The following is a 21,401-nucleotide window of genomic DNA, read 5'->3' as shown; positions in this document are numbered from 1 at the left end:
TAGAGTGAGGGCAAGCGCTGGGGTTTTACATCATTATGCTGTGCTCAAATCAACTCTAAAATTAGCTCACTCTACCTGACAGTCATGTCCGAAAATGGCGAGACGGCTGACATGGCAGCTTCTACAATCAGGGAGTTGTGATATCTACCCGCCGACATGGCTACCCAGGACGCCGACTGCTGCTATCAGGCCGTGCTCACCCGAGATTCTCGCTTTGACGGGGTATTCTTCGTCGGCGTTGCCAGTACCGGCATTTACTGCCGCACGGTCTGCCATGCGAGAACGCCCCAGCGAAAAAACTGTACCTTTTATCCCAGTGCTGCCGCTGCTGAGCAGGCTGGCTTTCGACCCTGTTTGCTCTGCCGCCCAGAGCTAGCGCCTGGCCATGCCCGCATCGATGCGGCTGGTCGGCTGGCTGCGGCTGTCGCCCGGCGGATTGAGGCGGGCACATTTGTCGAGCAGCGGTTTGAGACGCTAGCTCAGGAACTGGGGGTCAGCCCGAGACACCTGCGCCGGGTAGTGCGTCAGGAGTTTGGCGTTGCGCCGATCCAGCTCTTGCAAACCCATCGGCTGCTGCTGGCCAAGCAGCTGCTGACGGATACTACGCTATCGATCGTGGATGTTGCCTACGCCAGCGGTTTCGGCAGCCTGCGCCGGTTTAATCGGCTGTTTCAAGAGCGCTATCGGCTACAGCCGACCCAGCTGAGAAAAAAGAAATCAGCGGTTGGGCAAGACTGCATTGTCAGTGAAGTGGCCTATCGCCCGCCGCTGGACTGGCAAGCCTTGTTGAGTTATCTAGCTGGGCGCGCGATAGCGGCTGTAGAAACGGTAGAAGCCAATCGCTACTGCCGTACGGTCCATATCGGTCAGCAGCGCGGCTGGCTCTCGGTTGAGCCCGCCAACAACCGAGCCGCCTTAAAAGTTGCGATTTCGGTCTCTCTGGTTCCCGTCCTGCTGTCTGTCCTGTCTCAGGTAAAGGCGCTGTTTGACCTGGCGGCTGAGCCCCAGCAGATTGCCGCCCATCTGGGAGCGATGGCGCAACAGCAGCCGGGGCTGCGAGTGCCGGGAGCCTTTGACAGCTTTGAAATTGCCGTTCGCACGATCATTGGGCAGCAGATTAGCGTTAAGGCAGCAACCACGCTGATGGGTCGATTTGTCGAAAGTTTTGGGGAACCGATGTCTACCCCCTCAGCCCAGCTCACTCGGCTGACGCCTACGGCTGAGCGGGTGGCTCAGGTAAAGGTCAGCGCGATCGCGTCCTTGGGAATTGTCGAAAAACGCGCCAAGACCATCATTGCCCTATCCCAGGCCATTGCTAATCAAACACTTTCGCTGGTGCCGGGAGGCGCCACCGAAAAAACCGTTTCCCAGCTACAAACGATTCCTGGAATCGGCCCCTGGACGGCCCAGTACATTGCGATGCGAGTGCTGGCTGACCCGGATGCTTTTCCCTATAGCGACTTAGGGATTCGGCAGGCGCTGGGTGAGACGAGTCCGCAGCGAATATTAGCGATCGCGGCTCCCTGGCAGCCCTGGCGTTCCTACGCCGTCATGCATCTGTGGAAATCCCTGGAGCGCAAGCCAGTTTCTGACGCTGTTCCTGTTCAATCTGCTCGCGCTACCGCATAGACCCATGATTTATTTCACGCTGTACGAAAGCCCGATTCAAACGCTGCGCCTCGTCTCCGATGGGCAATCGCTTACCGGCCTATACATGATGTCTGAGAAGCATCACTCTGTTCCTCAAACTGATTGGATAGAAGATGAATCTGCTGCTCCTTTCTCGGAGGTTAAACAGCAGCTGACGGCCTATTTCGCGGGTGGATTAACTCAGTTTGATCTGCCTTTACGGATGCAGGGGACGCCCTTTCAACGGCGAGTTTGGGACGCGCTCAACACAATTCCCTATGGCACAACAGCGACCTATGGCGAGCTAGCCCAGTCCATTGGCCAGCCTAACGCCTCCCGTGCGGTGGGGCTGGCCAATGGCCGCAATCCAGTCTCGATTATCGTACCCTGCCATCGAATCATCGGGGCCAACGGCAACCTCACCGGATATGGCGGCGGCATCGAACGCAAGCGATGGCTGCTCGACCACGAGCGCTGCATTCGGGCAAAGCAGCTGAGTCTTCCTGTATCCTATTGAGCAGTCTGACAGGCATCTGGCGGCGTCAGCGCGACGACGTGGGGCACGGGTCGAGACTCAAAGCCCATCAGAGATGCGCCCTTGTAGACCAGCGAGGTGCTGGCTCCGGAATCTAGCATGACGGCTGCTTGAAAGCCCAACTGTGCCAGCATTCGGCTGAGCGAGACTGAGTCAATTCGGGCGTGGCTCACCCCAACCACCGGCTGCCCCCACTGGTTTATTCCCCAGAAGGCGCGATGGCGAAGGGCGTCAAAGGCAAACAAATTTTTGAAGGTTGCCGCCGTTTGGGCCTCCTGTTCACGGACGAGCCAGGCTGCTCCCACAAAGACATCGGTAACCTCGGGCATCACCTGTTGAATGCCTGCTAGCGTATTGTGCTTCGCCGGTTCAAAGGCCACGAACTGGACGGTCTGTGGGCCGATTAAAACTAGGGGTCGTCCCTCCAGCTTGTTGACATCACCCGGATCGCTGGGCACAAACTTTCCCGTATTTTGACTCATGACGGGGCCAATCATTGTGTTTGAATCGAGATATTCCAAAGAGAAAAAGGCGCCATCTACCGCGGCAACCACTTCGGTATCAGCGACAATCTCAGCCACAGAATAGCGACTCTTCGCATGAATCGTCTGCGGCCGCCCGCCCGCTATCAGCGTCAGCGGAACGTCGTCTATCTCTAGCTCCATCCGCTGAATTGGGGCGTCAAATGTCAATGCAGGCGCTGTTCCTGGTAGCGGCGGCCCACCCCAGGCCGCTTCGGCCACCTCAGCCAGGCGATCCATACCAAAGCGCTCAATCGCCAGCAGATCCGCTGAGCTACCCGCATAGTCGCCGGAAACATTGTTCATCACAAAGCCGGCCACATAATCCGCAGCTTCGGCGGCGGCCACGACGCGCTCATCGTGGTTGCCTTCGGGATAGGTAAAATAGCGAATCGGCATTTCCAGCTTGTTATTGAGCCGTCGCTGAGAGGCTTCTAGCTCATAGCGCAGGTCGGTATCTGAGAGCGTTCTGAGGTCGCTGGGATGGGTGACGCTGTGGGATACAACCGTAATCAGCGGATGGTCAGCCATTTCTTGCAGCTGTTCCCAGGTCAAGGTGGAACGCCCAATAATTTTGCCGTCTAGCTTATCGGTAAAGACCGAAAAAGCACCCGGGTAGCGGTAGCGCTTCAGCAATGGGTAAACGTAGTCGTAATGGCTAGCGTAGCCATCGTCAAAGGTCAGGACGATTGGCTTGGGCGGCAGCGGTACGCCCGTCCGGAGATGAGCCACCAGCTGATCGAGGCTGATAGGCGTCAGGCCATTGTCTCGAATCATTCGGAAATCGGCTTCTAGCTGCGCCTGGGTCCTGTCGAAGAAGATTTCCTGCTCTGGTAGAACGTCGTGATACATCATCACGGGGACTTTGGCCAGCCGCGATCGCGCGTGCAGTTCAGGCCAGACGGCGGGCTGCAGGTAGGCGGCCAGGGTCGATTGCCAGAACGACATCTGGGCCTGGCTGCTGAGGCTGAGCTGCCTGATCCAGGTGGTAAGCTGCTGCTGCACGCCGGGCGGATCGGTGGGAGCCATCGGGCAAAGTTCGGGGACCGACGCGGTTGAGTCAGCATCCTCGGCCGACTGGCGATCGCTGACGGATGCGACCGGCGATAGTTCTATCGCTTTGGGCGCTGTTGGCGCTTTGGGCGCTGTGGGTGCGGCCCCGCTCCCACTCGCAATCAGCAGTCCTAGACCCAATCCTATTCCCACTAACCGAATGCCCATGCCGCTGCTCCTCGTCCCACAGAAACCCTATGCAGGCTATTCGGCCAGGGCTAAGACAGCAATAGCGGCAAATTAAGAATTGGCAGAAACCCGATTAAAACCAGGTTATCTCGGGACGAGAATGACGCTGAATAGCCCCAGGCCCGTATAGTATCGAACAGGGCCTTTAGGCTCGGCGTAGTAGATTCATTGTGACCGAGCAGTGGAATCGGTAGGGTGTGTAGCGGCTCTTGTAAATTAACGGTGTACCAATCGGACTTGAGGGATCGTTCGCTGTTACTGATAAGAATGTGATAGTCGCCTGCCGCCGCTGCGTCTAAGACAGGCATAGGCTGCCAGGCTCTGAGTCGCCCGACGGTGAGCTGAACCGTCAGGAATGCAAACCAGCAGCGAATTACCTTAGCAACATCAAGCCAGATCTAGCTCATCTAGATCCTGGACAGTACAAGCTTGCTCGACTTTCTAGGCCGTAAAGAGTCAGCAAATCGAGTTAAGCTAAAATGATATGGAACCGAATGATGAACAGGCTCAGGGACTTTATAGACTCTGCTACCGATTGACCAACGCGATTTATCCGGTTGGTAGTATAGAGCCATTGAGCTTGTCAGGATTGATGAGCGGACTGGTAACTTGTACCTGCTAGCTGGAGATAGCCTGGATTTAGAGGTTAAACCAACTGGAGGGTTTGAACCATGACAGAGGTTAATTTTAATACCATGGAACGCGATGATCTACGTCAGTACATTCTGACTCATCGGGATGACATGAACGCCTTTCGTCTTTATGTTGATCGCTCAAAATCATCGGGACGTATGATCACTATCAATCCTAGTGATCCCAATTGGGAGGATACTTTGGAGCAAAAGATTCAGAGAGCAACCTTGGGTGAGGCGTAAATTTTCAGAATTAATGACGGCATAGCCTTCAATCTCTCAGACTTTTGTTGATGAGTAGTGCTGTAGCCCATTCATGCTCTGGTTTTGCCAGGGGTGGGCTAGGCTCGCGGCTGTAGTCTACGACATAGTCGAACCCGCTGCGGTGGTAGACGGCATCGAACAAAGCCTGTAAGTTGAGCGTGGCCGATTCATTTTGACCGAGCAGTGGAATCGGTAGGGTGGGTAGCGGCTCCTGTAGGTCAATGGCGTACCAGTCAGCCTTAGGGCGACGTTCGCTGTTGCTGATCAGAACGCGATAGTCGCTTGCTGCTGCCGCGTCCAAGACGGGCATGGGCGGCCAGGCTCTGAGCAAATCGATCTCGACGAGATGAGTCAAGCTTGCTAAGACTTGCTGCCGCTTTTGGATATAGGTGGTTCGCCCCTCGCCAGGGCGTTTATTCACTGGCGACAGGATTTCAATTGCGGTGACTACCTGCCCGGTTTGCAGGTCTCGGATTTCTAGATAAGCCTGCTTGACCGGCTCTGATCTGGGCAAGGTGACTGTTTGGGGCTGACTGGTTGAGTCTTTATCTGCTGCTAGCGTAGCGACCTCGGGTTGTCCAGCCCGTTGGTGAATTGATACGTCAGGGATGCCGACCAGCAGCGAATTGCCATTTCCGCCCTGACCTAGCGAATTGATTTCATAGATTCGCTTTTCAATTGCAACCCGATATTTAGGCCGGACCTGGGGCACCAGCGTTTCGGCAATCAGCGTAATCAGCCAGTGATGCACCTCCGGCCAAAAATCCGGATGTTCAAGATACGGATCCATACCGGGAAAGGGGGAGGGCATAGCGGTCAACGGACCCTGAATGCGATAGCTCAATTGTAGGTCAGCAGCTGCCCAGCCGCAGTGTCAAAGCGCTGAGTTCAGGCTTTCAGACAGGGCGGAGCGAATGGCAGCGGGGTCGAGGGCGTGACCGATGACGACGAGCTTGGTCTGACGCGGTTCGTCGGTCTGCCAGGGGCGATCGTAGAACTGGTCAAACCGCTGGCCGACGCCCTGAAGCACAAGCCGCATCGGCTTCTCTGGCACGGCCACGAAGCCTTTGATGCGGTAGATTTCCTGCTCGGTGACCAGCTGCTTTAGCCGCTGGATCAGGTTTTTAGGGTCGAACTCTCGATCGAAGGTGAGCGGCACTGAGGTAATATCGTCATCGTGCTCGTGTTCCTCAACATCGTCGTGGTGGCTAGGACGAGATTCCAGATCATCTTCTACAGCGGCATTGAAGCCGAGCAGCAGGTCAGGCGCGATCGCGCCACTCTCACAGGGCACAAGCTTCACGCTGGCGGGTAGCTGGGGCTGTAACCAGGCTTTAACCCGGTCTAAGTCCGCATGGCTCATCCGGTCGGCCTTCGTCAACAAAACCAGGTCGGCGCAGCTGAGCTGATCTTCAAACAGTTCCTCAATCGGGGTTTCATGCTCTAGGCTGTCGTCGGCCTGACGCTGGGCTGTCAGCGCTTCCAGGTTACCCACCAGGTCGCCGTTGGCCAGGGCGGCTCCATCGACTACCGTGACGACACCGTCTACCGTAGCGCTGGTACGGATTTCGGGCCAGCGAAAGGCCTGCACCAGGGGTTTGGGCAGGGCCAGGCCAGAGGTCTCAATCACGATGCAGTCGATCTGGTCGCGGCGCTGGATCAGCGCCTGCATGGTAGGCAAAAATTCTTCCTGGACAGTGCAGCAGAGGCAGCCGTTGGTCAGTTCAACAATATTGTCACTCGCTGTTGAAGCAGTGTCTGCATCGTCGCAGACCTGGCAGTCTCGCAGCAGCTCGCCGTCAATACCGACCTCACCAAATTCGTTGACGATTACCGCAATCCGGCGGCCCTGCTGATTTTGCAGCAGATGGCGCACCAGCGTCGTCTTGCCCGCGCCGAGAAAGCCGGTGATGACCGTAACTGGAATCTTGTGCATTGGTTTAATCATCCGTACCGCGCGGATGTTTTGATGAATATGAGACGGCGGGCGTTCTGACTTTACAGCTGCGGGACAGTGCCGGACTTCCACCGAACTTTCCCCCTTAATCTAGAGGCTGACCCCTCCAGAACCGACTCAGAGGTGCTCATCGTAACATGGGGCCCGGGCGAGATTGTGTAGAGTTGTCTTAAGCAAATTAAGCCACCGCTGGCTGGGAGAGGTCCATGCTGCAAGCCGTCATTTTTGATCTGGATGGGACGTTGACCACTAGCGACAACATTCACTTTCAGGTCTGGAAAGCGGTCCTCGCAGACTACGCTATTGACCTGGATGAAGACCTCTACCGCCAGCGGATTAGCGGCCGGCAAAATCCGGCGATTGTGGCGGATCTGCTGCCCCAGCTCAGCCCGGCCGAGGGCGAACAGCTCAGTCAGGATAAAGAGGCAACCTTTCGGCAGCTGGCGGCAGATCAGCTCCAGCCCCTGCCCGGTGTTTTAAACTTAATTCAGTGGATTCAGGCTGAGGGGCTTAAAACCGCCGTCGTCACGAATGCGCCGCCAGACAATGCCCGGTTTATGCTGCAAGCCCTGGGCTTTAGCCAGACCTTCGACCGCGTGATCATCGCCGATGACCTGCCGCGCGGCAAGCCCGACCCGCTGCCCTATCAGGAGGCGCTGCGGCAGCTGGCGATCGCGGCTGACCAGGCGGTGGCCTTTGAAGACTCGCCCGCCGGCATTCGCTCGGCGCTGGGGGCGGGGCTGCTGACGGTGGGCATTGCCTCGACTCATGCAATCGCAGACTTGGAAGCGCTAGGGGTGAAATTTGCGATCGCGGATTTTACCGATTCCAGACTGCGGCAGCTAGGGCTGGGAGCCTAATTTCAAGGCCTAATTTAGGCAAGGTTCCTCATAAACTTGCGGGTTTTGTGTCGAAGTGTTACAAAAATATTAAGATAATTAAAGCAAAACACACGAGCCAGGTTTTTCTATGCTGAAAGCAGCGATTTTCGATCTCGACGGCACCTTGACCACGAGCGACGCCATTCATCTCCAAATCTGGAAGCAGATTTTCAAGTCGAATGGCCTGGCGATTGACGATGCTTTCTTCGAGGAGAATATTAGCGGCCGTCAGAACGACGATATTATTGCCGAGTATTTCCCGCACCTGAATGCCGCTGAGCGACATCAGTTTGGCGAAGATAAGGAAGCGATATTTTTCAAACTGGCCGCTGGGCAGCTGAAGCCCTTACCCGGGCTGTTCGATCTGCTGGACTGGATTCGAGTCAACCAGCTGAAGCTAGCGCTGGTGACCAATGCCCCGCGCCCCACTGCCCTGTTTATGCTAAAAGCACTGGGTCTGGCCGATGCCTTCGACCCGATTGTGATTGCCGGTGAGCTGCCCCGGGCCAAGCCCGACCCCATGGCCTATCGGCAGGCGCTGCGAAGGTTGGAGATCAAAGCCAGCCAGGCCGTCGTCTTTGAAGACTCCCCCGCAGGCATCCAGGCAGCGCTAGGGGCCGACATTCCGACCGTCGGGCTGACAACCACCCACAGCGCTGCGTCCTTGCTCAAGCGAGGCGTCAGCTTGGCCATCGACGACTTCACCGATGGGCGGCTGCTGGAGCATCTGGGCCTGTTTGGTCAGCCTCAGCTGGAAGTGCCCGTCTGCCAGGAGCGGTCTAGCGCTAGCGTATCGCCAACCTTAGTGCCCGTATGGTAGGCCGACAGTAAAACCTCGCTGGTTTTACCCCAGGCGATCGCGCCCGTCTGATCGATCCCAATCGCGCCGAAATCGCGCTGGCGCTGATGGGCTTCCGCAAAGGAACGCTGCATCGCCTCGGGCAGGCTGCTACCGTCGGTCACCCGCACCACGATGCGGGCCGCCAGGCACTCATCGATGATGTCTTCGCCGACGCCGGTGCAGCTAATGCCCGCGTCGGCGTTGGCGTAATTACCGGCGGGCATTGCTGAGTCACTGACTCGGCCAATTCGCTCTAGTCCCTTACCGCCGGTCGAAGTGCCCGCCGCCAGCTGACCGGCGCTGTCCAGGGCGACTACGCCGATGGTGCCATGGCGGTCGGGCTCGGGCGGTTCAGTCGGGTCGGTCTCGGCCACGACACTGGCCATCTCTCGGTGAAAATAGCCCTGGCGCTCCCGCATCCATTCCTGCAAGCGCCGCGTCGTCAGCGGGTCGAAGATCGGCAGCTGCAGCTCGCGAGCCAGCTCGGCTGCCCCATGATCAGAGAGAATGCGATCGCTCTGGCCCTGCAAGAACGCGGCCAGGTCAATGGGATGCTTAATCCGCGAGACGTTGATCACGCCGCTGAGCCGCTGGGCCGCGCCGTCCATCAGGGCGGCACTCATGCGAATCTGGCCGTCTGACTGGAGTACAGACCCCCGCCCGGCATTGAAGCGGGGATGATCTTCTAGCAGCTGACAGCCATAAATTACCGCTTCCCGGGCGGCGGCTCCGGACTCTAGCTTGCTGTATACTGCCATGACGATTTCATGCAGCGTCTCACGGACAATTTCAATTGCCGCCTGATCGTGAATGGCGCGTCCGGCTCCCCCATGGATAATCAGCTTGGGGCAAATCATTTTGGTAGACACTACATTCCTCTCCCGCAGAGCTACTCTGCGCTTGCTTCTCCGCGACGGCGTCGGCACCGCTCGGAACAATACTTTACATCGTCCCAGCAGCCCGCCCATTTTTTTCGCCAGGTGAACGGACGCTGACAAACCGGACAAACTTTGCTGGGCAGATCCGATTTAGAGCGCTGGCGAGCCATAGCTGGGCTAAATCTTGCTTAAAGAAATTGCTCCTTCTAAGTTACAAGGTCTGCTAGCGTTTGGGGCGAAAGCCTTGCAGTAGACTGTCATCATGTCTTTACATGCCTTTGATGCCATTCGGATTGTGCTGGTGGAGCCAGCGGGACCGCTAAATGTGGGCGCGATCGCGCGGGTGATGAAAAATTTTGGCCTCAGCCAGCTGGTGTTAGTCAACCCCCAGTGCGACCCGCTGGGGGAGGAGGCTCGGCGGATGGCCGTTCACGCTAGCGACCTGCTGGTACAGGCCCAATCGGTCAGCAGCCTGCCTGAAGCGCTGGCGGGCTGCCAGCAGGCGGTGGCGACAACTGCCCGCAGTCGTCATTTTGAAGCCCCGCTGCTGCCGCCCGCCGCTGGGCTAGCGCCGCTGCTGGCAACGCCTGCCGTGAGCGCTGCGATTATCTTTGGTCCCGAAGACCGGGGTCTGAGCAATCAGGAGCTGGTCTATGCCCAGCGGTTTATCCGGATCCCGTCGGATCAGGGGTATCCCGTACTCAATCTGGCCCAGGCCGTCGCGATTTGCTGCTACGAGCTGTATGGGCTGACCCTTCCCCAGATTCAAGATGACAGTGCACCTGACGCCGTAACCGCCGAAATCGAATCTTTTTTGCCGAAAACTTTGCCAAATTCGCCAAATTCTGATAAACAATCAGCAACCGCTGTATTAGATGAGCTGGAAGGGTTTTATCAGCAGCTCGAATCGGTGCTGCTGAAAATTGGGTACCTCTACCCCCATACCGCCGCCAGTCGAATGCGCAAATTCAGGCGGCTGCTCCACCGAGCGGCCCCCTCCTCTGGTGAAGTCGCCCTCCTCCGGGGTATCCTCCGCCAGGTTGAATGGGCCAGCCAGTCAGCCCCGACAACCCCTGACCCGCCCTAACTTGCCCTGATCCACGGCCCCCTTGACAGGCCTAACCTATTGGACAGTACCGAGATGCCAACAGATTCACAAATTTCATCGATGGCAGACACGAATAGTTCTTCTAGTGCGTCTACTCGTTCTAAGCGCGGCGGGGCTCAGTTTCCTCCACGCCCGGTCTCAGCGGCTGGGCAGCCCGAACTTAAGCCGTCCGCAGCTTCGGCCCGGCCTCAGGCTCGCTCTCAGGCCAATCCTCGGCGCAGTTCTCGATCCCCATCTAAGGCCCAGGGTCGTCGGTCCCGCTCGTCACGGCTGACACCTGGGGCGGCTACACCTGCTACAGCGGCAGCTCCGGGCCGCGGCGGCGGGCTCTTCGCCGGGCTGCTGCAGCGTCAGGGGTCAGACCGCCGCAGCCGTAAGGGGGCTGCGAAAACCGCAGGACAATCGCGGACTCATTTGAAGTCGGTACCCGAACCCCATGCGCTCAGCCGTAGCGCCGCTCAGGCATCTCCTTCAGCCCTGGTAAGGCCACCGCGTCAGCGCGCCAGCCGCGCCAGCTCGCGCCGATCCCTACCGAAGCTGCCGGCCCCCCTGATCTATACCATTTGGCTGATGGTGCTAGGAATGGGCGTCGCCGTCATTGCCGGTACCCTGCTCTCATGGCTCGAACCCGAGGCCAGCGATTCTGCCATTATTAACGGCCAGACGGCCTCTCGTACCGACTCCGCGCTCAGCACCCCTGAGCCCACCGTGCAGGAGCCGAAAACGCTGCCCCTGCTTCAGTCAGATACGTCGCTCAAAGCCAGCATTGAGGAGATAGCAGCCCTGTTCCCCGGCTTGGTGCAGGAAGTCTTTTTCATCGACCTGGACAGCGGTCAATATGTCGATATTGCGGGGGCCAAACCGACGCCAGCGGCGAGCACGATCAAGCTGCCGATTCTACTCGCTTTCTTTGAAGAGGTTGACGCCGGACGGATTAGCCTGAACCAAACGCTGGTTTTGCAAGCGTCTCAGATTGGCGGCGGCTCTGGCAACATCCAGGATATGTCGCCGGGCACTGAGTTCACAGCGCTAGAAGTGGCGAGTGCGATGATCATCACCAGCGATAACACCGCGACGAATATGATCATTGACCTGCTGGGAGGAGCCGAGGCACTTAACGCCCGATTCAAAGCCCAGGGCCTGACAGCAACCCAAATTCAGAATCCGCTGCCTGATTTGGAGGGCACTAACACGACCAGCCCTAAGGACCTGGTGCAGACGCTAGCGGTGATCAGCGAAGGTAAAACGCTGACAACAGCTGCCCGCGATCGCGTCCTCAATATTTTGCAGCGCACCGAGAGTAAGCGGCTGATTCCAACGGGTGTAGAGGTTGAAGGGGCCATCACTTACAACAAGACTGGGGATATTGCCCTGGCCCTAGGCGATGCTGCCCTGATCGACTTGCCCGATGGCAAACGCTATGCCCTGTCGGTTTTAGTCCAGCGCTCCGACAATGACGGTCGCGCCCGCGAGCTGATTCAGCGGGTCTCACAGCAGGTATTTCAAGCCGTGAACCAGCCCCTACCGGCGACGCCTGCCGCCGCAGAGGAGCCCGGTGAAGCCTTTATCGAATCCGAAAATTAGCGCCTCTCACCCAGTCAGTTCTACTCTCAATCGCTTTACCACAGTCACAATCTGAAAGCAACCCTTATGATGAAAGTTATCGCCTCGTCATGACCAAGCCCGCCTGCGCTGATACCATTGGGCCAGCATTTTGGGTTCAGAGTTCTCCTGGGTAATAATGAGGTGGTTTTGTCTCGCGAGCAGGATGACGGCGGCATGAACGCAGTTCTAGAATCGACTGACTCAGCGGTGAGGCAGCGGGCAGCTGCAGGCCATTTTCGCGCGATCGCGCTCTGGCTGAATCAGCCCCTGGTGCCGCAGCAAGTCTATGCGCAGGTTCAGGCCGACCGTCGGCCAGGCTGCCTCCAGATTCTAGTTGAGTTTGAGCGCCCGCCTCAGCCCGAGCGGCTAGTCAGGTTTCTATGCAGCCGCATTTGCCAGCTTCAGTCAGCGCTGATCGAGGGCATTCATGTGATCGCCCGCCCCGTGGGCCAGGCCGATATTCTCTGGCAGCGGCGGGTGCGGATTCGCCAGCAGACCCGGCCTGCTAACCCCGCGGGCGGATCGACAGTCGCCCGCCCTAAAGCCAGGTCAGCGTGGCTCTCTCTGGTTGAGTATAGGCCAGCCGGGCCGAGCCTTTACGCCGCGTTCCGACGGCTAGTCCGTGACCAGTTTAAATTTTTCCGAGCGGCTGTCCTCAGTGGAGCAGCAGCGACGGCCTTTTTATTAGGCTGCCTGACCGAGCTCATGCTGTCGGCTGAGCAGTCAGCGGCGACGGCTGAGAAGGCTACCCCAGCAGTCACAGACTGGGCGACCGAGGAGACCCGCGCCACCCACGTGGCCTTTAGTCACGACGCTGCGGCCAGCTCAGAGCCGACCGCTGAGCGCAGCAGTATCGTCGAAGCGGCCCTAGAGCCGGTAGCCGTTATTCCCTATGACGAGGTGCTGCACCCAGACGACCCGACGGTAACGCTGCTGTTTGGGGGCGAAGTCAGTCTGGAAGAGCTGGCTTCGATCACCCCTAGCCGAGCGCGCAGTCAGCGCGTTCCTATTCTGGCCAATATTGAAGCCTATCAGCTGGCCGATGTGGCTATGGTTGGCCTCGGCGACCCGCTGGCGACGGCGGGGACGTCTCTGCAAGAGGAGTTTCATAACCGGGGCCGGCCGCAGGCGGTGACCGCATTAAAAGCAGGGGGAGTAGATATTGTGGGAATCAACGGCGATCGCGCTTTAGACTACGGCGAGCAAGGGCTAGCCGAAACCCTAGACACGCTGGACCAAGCGGGCATTTACCGGGTAGGGGCTGGCCGCGATGGGCGTGAGGCTCGACGGCCCGAAATCTTGGATGTGAAGGGGCAGCGGGTAGCCTACCTGAGCTACAGCCCGGATTCGCCCATCGCCGCCCAGGCGGGCAAAGGCGGCGTCAATGACCAAGCACAGGCACAGGTGATAGCCGATATTCAGGCCCTGCGTCATCAGGTTGACTGGGTGATAGTCAACTATCGCTGGCGAGGCGAGCTAGCCGCGACGCCGGCAGACTGGCAAACTGACCTAGCGCGGGCCTCGGTGGATGCTGGAGCTGACCTAGTGGTGGGCTATCATGCCAGCCAGCTGCAGGGCGGAGAAATCTATCAGGACCGGCCGATTGTCTATTCCCTAGGTGACTTTATCTTTGCCGATGCGCCCCTAGATGACCACGATACCGCCGCGCTCAAAGTGTTGCTGCGGCACCGGCAAATGAAGCTTGAGTTTATCCCAATCAGCGTCCGTGATGCTCAGCCTCAGACCGCCACTGGCAAGCAAGCAGAGGGTATTCTCCAGCAGATTCGGCAGGCGTCTGAGTCGTTTCCCCAGCCGCTGGCCTTCCCCAAAATATTCGACGCTAAATCCTACCCAGCGCCGGCCGAGCTGCCAGTTTGGTCAGAGGAACCGACCGACTTTTCAGAACACCCTGACAACCAAGATTTTCCGCGAGGCTTTTCAGAACGCGACTTTACACCCCCCTCAGAGGCCGATTCATGGCCCTCAACATCCTGGGAGCAGGGGGCTTCTACTCCCTCACCGTGGGATGACGGCGAGTTCCAAAGCGAATTTCAAACTGAGCCTCAGGCTGAAGCTGGGGCCGAACGCCAGGCTGAATCCTGGCCTGACTTTCAGCCAGAGACAGAGGCTATTCCACAAGCTGAATCCGCCGATGGATTTAGCACTGCCGCGCCAGGGCTGGCAGACGCTTATCCGGAACTGCCAGACTGGGGACCTAAGCCTTCTGGCCAGGGTGAGGCGACGGCTGAGCCCTACCCTCCGGCGGCAGTAGACGCCTGGCAGGATAATCTGCCCGAGACCTGGCCCGAAATCAGTCCTGAAACCAGTCCCTTACGAGGACCGTCGCCTGCCCTCTATGGCCTTTCAGAAGACTCCCCTATCGATGAACCGACCGGCGGAGCTGGCTCAGCAGTCAACGCGATAGAAGATCCTTCCGAAGAAATTTCAACCGACATCTTTGAGGAGCCGCCCCGCTCGGGCTGGGGCCTGTTTAAGCGGCGACCCTAAACCCGCCTACAATAGGTCAGACCCCTACCAAAGGAGTTGCGCTGTGTACTCAATCGACACCCAAGCGGAGCAATTTGAGACCTATGTGCTGCGCGATCGCGACGCCGATGCCACCCTTAAGCTGGTCCCCGAGCGCGGTGGCCTAGTCACCCACTGGCAGCTGCAAGACCAGCAAATCCTATATTTTGACGCTGAGCGCTTCCGCGACCCGTCTCGCTCGGTACGCGGCGGCATTCCTATCCTCTTCCCAATTTGCGGCAACCTGCCCGACGATCGGTACAGCTACGCAGGCAAAACCTATCCCTTAAAGCAGCACGGCTTTGCCCGTGACCTGCCCTGGCAGGTCCGCGACCAAAATCTGGAAGACAGTGCTCAACTGACTTTGGCGTTGACCCACAGCGAACAGACCTACGCCGCCTATCCCTTCAAATTTGAACTGGTCTTTACCTACCGATTGCGGGGCAATACGCTCGAAATTGAGCAGCGCTATACCAACCATTCGGAACGGCCCATGCCCTTCTCAACCGGTCTTCATCCGTACTTTTGGGTCAATCACAAGCCCGGCCTCCAGCTCGACATTCCGGCGAGCCAATACCAGGATCAGATCGAAAAAACGAGGCATGCCTACAGCGGCGAGCTCGACTGGTCTCAGAATGAGATTGACATTGCCTTTCGGCCCATCAACGCTCAGCAGGCAGCGGCTTACGACCCGGAGCGTCAGCTTCAGCTGGTGCTGAGCTGGGATCAGGCTTACTCCACCGTGGTATTTTGGACCGTTTCTGGCAAAGACTATTTTTGCCTAGAGCCCTGGAGCGCGCCCCGCAATGCGCTTAACACGGGCACCGATCTGCTCACGCTAGCGCCTTCAGAAACCCGACGGATGACCGTCACGCTCACTACGAATCGCCGGTAGCCCCATCTTATAGGTACGGATATTACGGAATCACGGGGGTTAAAAAGTTCGTTCTTCTTGACAAGGCCGGCTGAGGTTCTATGATGGATTCAGGGATTATACCTGTAGCAAACGGCGCGGTTGACTCCGAAGATATACGGGGGATATCGGTAGTTCTTTGGCTAATAAGGTACAACCCAGGGGGCAGCTAACGCTTGCAAACCGCATCTATAGTCGTTTTTGCCCTGCTTAGGGAAGTCGTCGAGCGAACATCACGCAAACATTACCGTCAGGATCGGCGCTAGCCCAAGTGCTAGTGTCCTAAAATAAGAGACCGTAATTTCCCTGAGCTATGCTGAAACTTCAGTATCATTTTGCCAGTATCACTTTGGGGGCAGCTGCATTTTTTCAGGATTACGGGTACTGGCTCAGTATTAAGAAACAGGGGACAGCTGAGCTTATGGGCTATCACTCTGATTCATGCACTCGTTGAGATATTAGTTATGGGAAGAGCAGGAAAAGCGTTGAAGAACGTTCTTCAACAGTACGGCATTAGCCAAAACCGCCTAGCGGTCACCATGGGGGTGGCCCGTTCGACCGTCAATCAGTGGGTTAACGAAGTTAGCGACCCGCTAGCCGATTCGATTCCAGAGGTGATCAATGCGCTGGAGGTGCTTGAACCGACGGCCGCGCACAATTTTCTGCAGCTCTATCTGGAGCGTCAGAGAAATATCGGTGCTGAACCGATTAGTCGCTAGGGCAGCCAAACTGGTCTTAGCCCAGTAAACGGTAGCTGCTGAGGCGGCAGCTGACTGGGCTGGTTGGCCAGCCGCTCCTCAGGGGTAGCAAAGAGGGGCAATAGCCAAAGTCGGCTGGAGGAAACTGCTCGACCCCCTCCGGTCGCCCCTCCGGTCGCCCCTCCGGTCGCCCCTCCGGTCGATTGAGAACCCTCGCTGACCGTCACAGCCTCATCGAATAGAACAGCCAGGCCATCGGGGGCTAAGCTCATACTGACGTTGGGCTGCGGCGGCATCGCCAGCAGTTCCTGAAGTTCCCCAGTGGAAATATTCACAACCATCAGATAAGGCTGTACCTGATAGTTTTCTCCAGGTAAGAGCTGGCTAATCAGGCAGTAAAGTAGCTCATCGGTGGGGTCAAACTGGGCGTCTAAAATGGCGCCAGTGGCGTTGAGTAATGGCTTTTCTTCTCCCTGGCTGGATACCCAAAAGAGAGTTTGGGTATAGCGTTGCTCTGGGTCATTCTGGTTGAAGTTGACCAAGGCAGCAGCGGTACCGTTGCTGGCAACATCGAGCACTAGGCCATACTCGGGTAAAAAGTCTAGGGGCTCTACCGGTCCCACTTGCTCTGTGGTCAGCGTATCCAATCCAATCACGGCGGTACCTTCGCCCTGCTGAAGCAGCAGCGTTTGGCTGTCAGGGGCAATCAAAAAGTCGCCACCTGGGTCAGTCTCCAGCGGTCGCGGTGGCTGATCGGCGTGGAGCACCCAGGGTCCAAAGTCAGCAGGATTGGTTCGATTGACCCGCTGGATCACCACCGTCTCACCGTCAGCGGAGAGGTCAAACTTAAGATTTTGATAGCCTTGGCTGTCCAAAACCAGCGCTGTTTCACCGGCAGGCAGAGCGCTGGGTCGCTGCCAAAATCGCCAGCCCGGCAGCAGGGAGGGCTCACCCATACCGGTCGTGCCCATGCCAGTCGTGCCCATGCCAGTCGTGACAGTGTAGAGCTGCTGGGTTTGCTCACCCTGTTCGTAGTCGGCTCGGCTAACAGCAGAAAATAGAATGCGATCGCCGGCTCGATAGGGCTCAAAGTCGAGTACCACCTGCTCTTTGGGCGTGAGGATGGTTTTGGCCTGCTGGGTGAGATCGTATAGGACTAAACGGCCCGCTTCCTCGCCGTCGATGCCAATGTAGACAAAGCCGCGATCGCGACTTTGAAAGCTGCCGGTGAAGGGCTCAAAGGAGGTATCGCCCGCAGCATTAAAACGACTTTGGGCCTGAGGCAGTGAGACCTGAAAGGTCTGACCATAGGGGGCTGGTGTTTCCAGCGTATAGGCCATGCGGCGACCGGCCCAGCTAAACTTGCCAACTAGCGGCGGCTCGATGGTGAGGTTTTGCTCAACGCTCTCGGGTTTCATCGGGCGGCTGAAAGTGAGCAAAAATGCGACTTCCTCAGCCCCCACTTTTTCACCCTGCCAAGAGAAGTTTCGCACCCGCGCTAGGGCATGGTCGCCCAGCAATAGCAAGGTGGCAATAGCGAGGCTGAGCACGACAATGGCAATGACGGCGGCGCGGTCTAGGGGTTGGATGCGGCGGGACATGGGGGAGGGGAAGAGTGAAGAGCGAAGAGTGGGGGAGTGATCGGGTTATAGGGTAGGCGCATGGTTGCCATGCCCAGGTCGTTTTAGCGTTAGTATTGGTAAGGATTTTTGGGTTCTGGAATGGGAGTAAGTTGGGTAGGGTCGATCACCAGCTGGCGCTTGCCGTCTAGCGTGTCGGTGGCCATTTTGCCGGTGACTTCTAGCCAGCTATCGGTTTTATAATCGGCTTGGGGTGCGGTTAGCTTGACCGGTAGCCCAACCGGATAGGCATCGGCGGCGCAGCAGGTGAGAACAAATCGGGAGATCATCAAATAGTCTGACGGCCAGTCGGGGGGACGGATGACGAAGCCTTGGACCCGGACGTCCTGATTGGTGTAGGCATCGGGCTCGGGGTAGACGTTGAGCTGACGGACCCAGTCGATGATCGTACGCTCTTCTGAAGCAGTCTGGCGGACGAAGCGCTGGGGCTGCGATCGCGTCATCGTCAGCGTGTCGGTAATGCCGCGCTGGAGGGCGGTGTCGCTGGCAAAGGCGCGGGGGGTATAGATCAGGCCAAAGACGGCAACGGCGAGCAGCAGGGCACTGCTGAGCTGGGGCGGCAGCAGGGTGACGTGGGATGGCTGGGTTTGCACCAGGGGCTGGGTCAGGCGCAGGACTGCTTGGAACAGCTTGAAGGCGGCCAGCAGCAAAAGCGCGATCGCGGCGGAGTGGGACAGCCAGGCATAGTCTGGATGCAGCAGTATCAGCAGTTTACCGGTGATCCAGTAGCGCAGAAGCATAGCGCTCCAGGTGGCTAGGGCAATCACGTCTAGGAGATCTCGCCAGGGCAGGCGTGGGCGGCGACGGGCAGCAGCGGGGCGATTCACGGCGCTAAATAATATAGAGGTTGACAAACAGCGTCAGCGCAAAACAGAGCTGGGCTGCTAGGGCAAATAGGTAAAAGACCGCTCGACCGCGGAAGACCGTCAGCAGCAGGCCGATATTCTTCAGGTCGATCATCGGGCCGAAGACCAGAAAGGCCAGCAGCGAGCCGCTGGTAAAGGTCGAGGCAAAAGACAGGGCAAAAAAGGAATCGACGGTGGAGCAGATTGAGACCACCATCGCCAGCACCATCATCGCCACCACGGAGCTGATCGCCCCCTGACCCAGGCTGAGAATCAGCTCACGGGGGGCGGCGACCTGTACGGTGGCCGCGATCGCGCTACCCAAGACCAGGACAGCGCCGAGCTCCCGCAGCTCCTGCACCATATTGTCGGCCACCAGCCTTAGCTTGGCTGGCCAGGGCTTGTCCATAGCCGGATTGGCCATCAGCGTTTGGGCAGCCGGGATATCCAGCTGGACCGACTTGCCGCCGGTGGTGAGAAAGGTGCCCGACTGCAGCAGCGGCGAGCTGCTGCTAGCGGGCCGGGCCGGGGCCGTGAGCATACTGCGGGCCACCATCGGCTGGAGCAGCGGCCGCAGATCGCGCTGGTGGCTGAAGATCCAGCCGACGGTGGTGGCAATCAGTAGCGTCATGCCCACCCGCAGGAAGACGATTTCAGGCTGGTCGCGAAAGGCCACCCAGGTCGCCCAGAAGACGACGGGATTAATGGTGGGAGCCGCCAGTAAAAAGCCAATAGCGACGGCGGGTGGAGCACCCTGCACTAGCAGCCGTCGGGCGACTGGCACGTTGCCACATTCACAGACGGGGAACAAAAATCCGATCAGGCTACCCGCTAGCGAACCGGCCAGCGCATTCTTGGGCAGAATGCTGAGCAGCTTTTGCTCATTCACAAAAAACATCAGCAGGCTGGAAAAAGTGACCCCAATCAGTAAAAAGGGCATCGCTTCTACGAGCAGGCTGAGAAAAAGCGTAAAGACGTTATTCAGCTGAGCCGTCGTCAACATAGTCGATCCAAACCTGGGGATCATGGGAATTCGATATTCTACCGGCCCCTGGCGATTACCACAAGCAGATTTCAGTAATGCTGATATTGCCTTCAAAACAGACTTCGACATCGGCCCCGGCGTCACGCAGCCGACTGGCATAGGCCCCGACATAGCGAAACTGACTGTCCTCCACCACGTAGTCGGTCGGCAGCGGCTGGGTACAGCAGGGACAAAAAACCAGCTCAGGGTCAGCCTCGCTCAGACAGGGCAGGTTGACGTTCCAAAACCGACCCGGCGGGGGCCGCTGACCCATCAGTTTTGCCAGCACCCGAGCCGCCAGCCGAGTGGCCCGCGTCCAGTCAATCGGCTGGCGGCGGTCAATATATTGAGACAGAGCAATTCCCGGCACCCTGAGCAGAGCCGCCTCTCGAACGGCGGCGACCGTCCCCGAAACGTAGATATCCGAGCCCAAATTTCCGCCGGCGTTGATTCCAGACAGCACCCAGTCGGCCTCAGGATGCAGATAGCTGAGGGCCACCCGGGTACAGTCGGCGGGAGTGCCGCCAATGGCATATTCGGTTTTGCTGCGCTGCGCGATCGCGATTGGCCCACCCCGGTTGATCTGATGGCTACAGCCCGAAAGCGGCGCGTCGGGGGCGACGATCAGGCTGGGCTGGCCGTTGAGTGCGGCTTGTAAAGCGCGAATGCCGGGGGCGTCGATGCCGTCATCGTTGGTCAGGATGATCATCTAAGCTGCTGTCTCACCGCTGAAGACCAGCGTCGCCGGGCCGGTCATGTAAACTCGGTTATCTTGTCCCCATTCGATCTGGAGGCAGCCGCCGGGTAGCTCTACCGTAGCGGCGCGGTCAGCCTTACCGTTTAGCACAGCCGCCACCAGCAGCGCGCAGGCCCCCGTCCCACAGGCCAGTGTTGCCCCGGCTCCGCGCTCCCACACCCGCATTTTCAAATAGTCTGGCCGCACTACCTGGACAAATTCGGTATTGCTCCGCTGGGGAAAGGCCGGATGGTGCTCGAACTGTGGCCCCAGGTCAGCCAGGGGGATAGGCTCCACGTCATCAACAAAGGTAATGCAGTGGGGATTGCCCATGTTAACGCAGGTGACGGCCCAGTCCTGACCGGCCACCGTCAGGGGCTGAGCGACGACCTTATCATCGGCAGTGGCCAGCGTGGTGGGAATATCCTGAGCCAGCAGTCGAGGTTCGCCCATATCGACTCTAACCTGACCATCGGGCCGCAGCTGGGGCCGCATGATGCCGCCCAGCGTATGAATCTGATAGGTGTGGGGCAGCTCTGGGGACTGGCCGTCCTGGGTTTCCAGGTCCGCCAGAAACTGGGCCAAACAGCGGATACCGTTGCCACACATCTCTGGCTCTGACCCGTCTGAGTTAAGGATGCGCATGGCGTAGTCAGCTTCGCCCTGACCGGGTAAAGCGAGGATGACACCGTCCGCGCCAATGCCAAAGTTGCGATCGCACAGCTCAATTGCCTGCTGCGGCGACACCTGCAGCTCGACCTGCTGGCGATGATCGATCAAAATAAAGTCGTTTCCCAGCCCGTGGTACTTTCTGAAGGCAATTCCCATGGCAGTCTCCGCAGTCGGTCTCCGCCATTTTAACCAGTTTTGCGCCGGGCTCGGGCGCAGTGCTGACGTAACCTTGGGAATCCAGCTGTTCAACGCTG

21 protein-coding genes, 1 pseudogene and 1 riboswitch are annotated in these 21,401 nt (G+C 58.3%); of the genes and pseudogenes, 11 read left to right on the top strand and 11 right to left on the bottom strand.

Translation table 11 applies throughout. From position 1 onward, the window contains the following. Window positions 1-156: 156 nt before the first annotated feature. Both alkA and IQ241_RS01430 read left to right on the top strand, forming a co-directional pair. The gene (gene alkA / locus IQ241_RS01435) at window positions 157-1,629 is read left to right on the top strand and encodes a DNA-3-methyladenine glycosylase 2 (protein WP_193904635.1); all 1,473 of its coding nucleotides are present in this window, start codon (window positions 157-159) and stop codon (window positions 1,627-1,629) included. Between the two features lie 4 nt (window positions 1,630-1,633). Then, window positions 1,634-2,146, top strand: a complete 513-nt coding sequence (locus IQ241_RS01430) for a methylated-DNA--[protein]-cysteine S-methyltransferase (RefSeq protein ID WP_193904634.1) — start codon at window positions 1,634-1,636, stop codon at window positions 2,144-2,146. Here IQ241_RS01430 and IQ241_RS01425 read toward each other — a convergent pair. Then, window positions 2,140-3,906 carry a polysaccharide deacetylase family protein gene (locus IQ241_RS01425; protein WP_193904633.1) on the bottom strand — a complete coding sequence of 589 codons (1,767 nt, stop codon included), beginning with the start codon at window positions 3,904-3,906 and terminating at the stop codon, window positions 2,140-2,142. The genes IQ241_RS01430 and IQ241_RS01425 overlap by 7 nt on opposite strands. A 50-nt stretch (window positions 3,907-3,956) precedes the next feature. Beyond that, window positions 3,957-4,280, bottom strand: coding sequence for a DUF4058 family protein (locus IQ241_RS01420; protein ID WP_228021279.1), 324 nt, complete (start codon window positions 4,278-4,280; stop codon window positions 3,957-3,959). 131 nt (window positions 4,281-4,411) lie between these two features. Here IQ241_RS01420 and IQ241_RS26265 point away from each other — a divergent pair. After that, window positions 4,412-4,602 (top strand): annotated as a pseudogene (locus tag IQ241_RS26265) (DUF6888 family protein). Next, on the top strand, window positions 4,599-4,802 hold the full coding sequence (locus IQ241_RS01415) for a DUF6887 family protein (protein WP_193904631.1): 204 nt from the start codon (window positions 4,599-4,601) through the stop codon (window positions 4,800-4,802). Before IQ241_RS26265 ends, IQ241_RS01415 begins: the two are co-directional and overlap by 4 nt. Before the next feature lie 28 nt (window positions 4,803-4,830). On the opposite strand, the gene IQ241_RS01410 is transcribed toward IQ241_RS01415, so the two are convergent. Both IQ241_RS01410 and cobW read right to left on the bottom strand, forming a co-directional pair. Continuing rightward, complete coding sequence (locus tag IQ241_RS01410; RefSeq protein ID WP_193904630.1) at window positions 4,831-5,634, bottom strand: DUF4058 family protein; 804 nt, start codon at window positions 5,632-5,634, stop codon at window positions 4,831-4,833. A 63-nt stretch (window positions 5,635-5,697) separates the two neighbouring features. Beyond that, window positions 5,698-6,759: a cobalamin biosynthesis protein CobW gene (gene cobW / locus IQ241_RS01405; RefSeq protein WP_193904629.1), complete on the bottom strand. Its 1,062-nt coding sequence runs from the start codon at window positions 6,757-6,759 to the stop codon at window positions 5,698-5,700. A gap of 29 nt (window positions 6,760-6,788) precedes the next feature. After that, window positions 6,789-6,912: riboswitch (cobalamin riboswitch) on the bottom strand. Window positions 6,913-6,986: 74 nt separating this feature from the next. Here cobW and IQ241_RS01400 point away from each other — a divergent pair. Both IQ241_RS01400 and IQ241_RS01395 read left to right on the top strand, forming a co-directional pair. Then, window positions 6,987-7,640, top strand: coding sequence for an HAD family hydrolase (locus IQ241_RS01400; RefSeq protein ID WP_193904628.1), 654 nt, complete (start codon window positions 6,987-6,989; stop codon window positions 7,638-7,640). 109 nt (window positions 7,641-7,749) lie between these two features. Continuing rightward, a complete protein-coding gene (locus IQ241_RS01395; RefSeq protein WP_193904627.1) occupies window positions 7,750-8,481 on the top strand; it encodes an HAD family hydrolase in 732 nt (243 codons plus the stop codon). On the opposite strand, the gene IQ241_RS01390 is transcribed toward IQ241_RS01395, so the two are convergent. Next, window positions 8,409-9,359, bottom strand: coding sequence for an isoaspartyl peptidase/L-asparaginase (locus IQ241_RS01390; protein ID WP_193904697.1), 951 nt, complete (start codon window positions 9,357-9,359; stop codon window positions 8,409-8,411). The genes IQ241_RS01395 and IQ241_RS01390 overlap by 73 nt on opposite strands. Before the next feature lie 32 nt (window positions 9,360-9,391). After that, window positions 9,392-9,550, bottom strand: coding sequence for a DUF2256 domain-containing protein (locus IQ241_RS01385; protein WP_193904626.1), 159 nt, complete (start codon window positions 9,548-9,550; stop codon window positions 9,392-9,394). A gap of 92 nt (window positions 9,551-9,642) precedes the next feature. Between IQ241_RS01385 and IQ241_RS01380 the strand changes: the two genes are divergently transcribed. The 5 genes from IQ241_RS01380 to IQ241_RS01360 all read left to right on the top strand — a co-directional run bounded on the left by IQ241_RS01380 (window position 9,643) and on the right by IQ241_RS01360 (window position 16,251). Continuing rightward, entirely contained in the window at window positions 9,643-10,467 is an 825-nt protein-coding gene (locus IQ241_RS01380; RefSeq protein ID WP_193904625.1) for an RNA methyltransferase, read from the top strand. 54 nt (window positions 10,468-10,521) lie between these two features. After that, the gene (locus tag IQ241_RS01375) at window positions 10,522-12,072 is read left to right on the top strand and encodes a serine hydrolase (RefSeq protein ID WP_193904624.1); all 1,551 of its coding nucleotides are present in this window, start codon (window positions 10,522-10,524) and stop codon (window positions 12,070-12,072) included. Window positions 12,073-12,234: 162 nt separating this feature from the next. Beyond that, entirely contained in the window at window positions 12,235-14,601 is a 2,367-nt protein-coding gene (locus tag IQ241_RS01370; protein WP_193904623.1) for a CapA family protein, read from the top strand. Between the two features lie 43 nt (window positions 14,602-14,644). Continuing rightward, window positions 14,645-15,514, top strand: a complete 870-nt coding sequence (locus tag IQ241_RS01365) for an aldose epimerase family protein (RefSeq protein WP_193904622.1) — start codon at window positions 14,645-14,647, stop codon at window positions 15,512-15,514. Between the two features lie 482 nt (window positions 15,515-15,996). Further along, complete coding sequence (locus IQ241_RS01360; protein ID WP_193904621.1) at window positions 15,997-16,251, top strand: helix-turn-helix domain-containing protein; 255 nt, start codon at window positions 15,997-15,999, stop codon at window positions 16,249-16,251. Here IQ241_RS01360 and IQ241_RS01355 read toward each other — a convergent pair. From IQ241_RS01355 to dapF, 5 genes are all read right to left on the bottom strand, one after another. Continuing rightward, the gene (locus IQ241_RS01355) at window positions 16,248-17,831 is read right to left on the bottom strand and encodes a hypothetical protein (RefSeq protein WP_193904620.1); all 1,584 of its coding nucleotides are present in this window, start codon (window positions 17,829-17,831) and stop codon (window positions 16,248-16,250) included. The genes IQ241_RS01360 and IQ241_RS01355 overlap by 4 nt on opposite strands. An 89-nt stretch (window positions 17,832-17,920) precedes the next feature. Beyond that, complete coding sequence (locus tag IQ241_RS01350) at window positions 17,921-18,697, bottom strand: TIGR03943 family putative permease subunit (protein WP_322743534.1); 777 nt, start codon at window positions 18,695-18,697, stop codon at window positions 17,921-17,923. A 4-nt stretch (window positions 18,698-18,701) separates the two neighbouring features. After that, window positions 18,702-19,718: a permease gene (locus IQ241_RS01345; protein WP_193904619.1), complete on the bottom strand. Its 1,017-nt coding sequence runs from the start codon at window positions 19,716-19,718 to the stop codon at window positions 18,702-18,704. A gap of 55 nt (window positions 19,719-19,773) precedes the next feature. Continuing rightward, window positions 19,774-20,448, bottom strand: a complete 675-nt coding sequence (gene surE / locus IQ241_RS01340; protein ID WP_193904618.1) for a 5'/3'-nucleotidase SurE — start codon at window positions 20,446-20,448, stop codon at window positions 19,774-19,776. Continuing rightward, window positions 20,449-21,303: a diaminopimelate epimerase gene (dapF, locus tag IQ241_RS01335; RefSeq protein ID WP_193904617.1), complete on the bottom strand. Its 855-nt coding sequence runs from the start codon at window positions 21,301-21,303 to the stop codon at window positions 20,449-20,451. It abuts the gene before it with no gap. Window positions 21,304-21,401 lie beyond the last annotated feature (98 nt).

Origin of the sequence: Vasconcelosia minhoensis LEGE 07310, assembly GCF_015207255.1 — a bacterium.
Lineage (GTDB): Bacteria > Cyanobacteriota > Cyanobacteriia > Phormidesmidales > Phormidesmidaceae > Vasconcelosia > Vasconcelosia minhoensis.
Note: the sequence above shows the minus strand (reverse complement) of the source record. Positions and strands in the feature narration are given on the sequence as shown.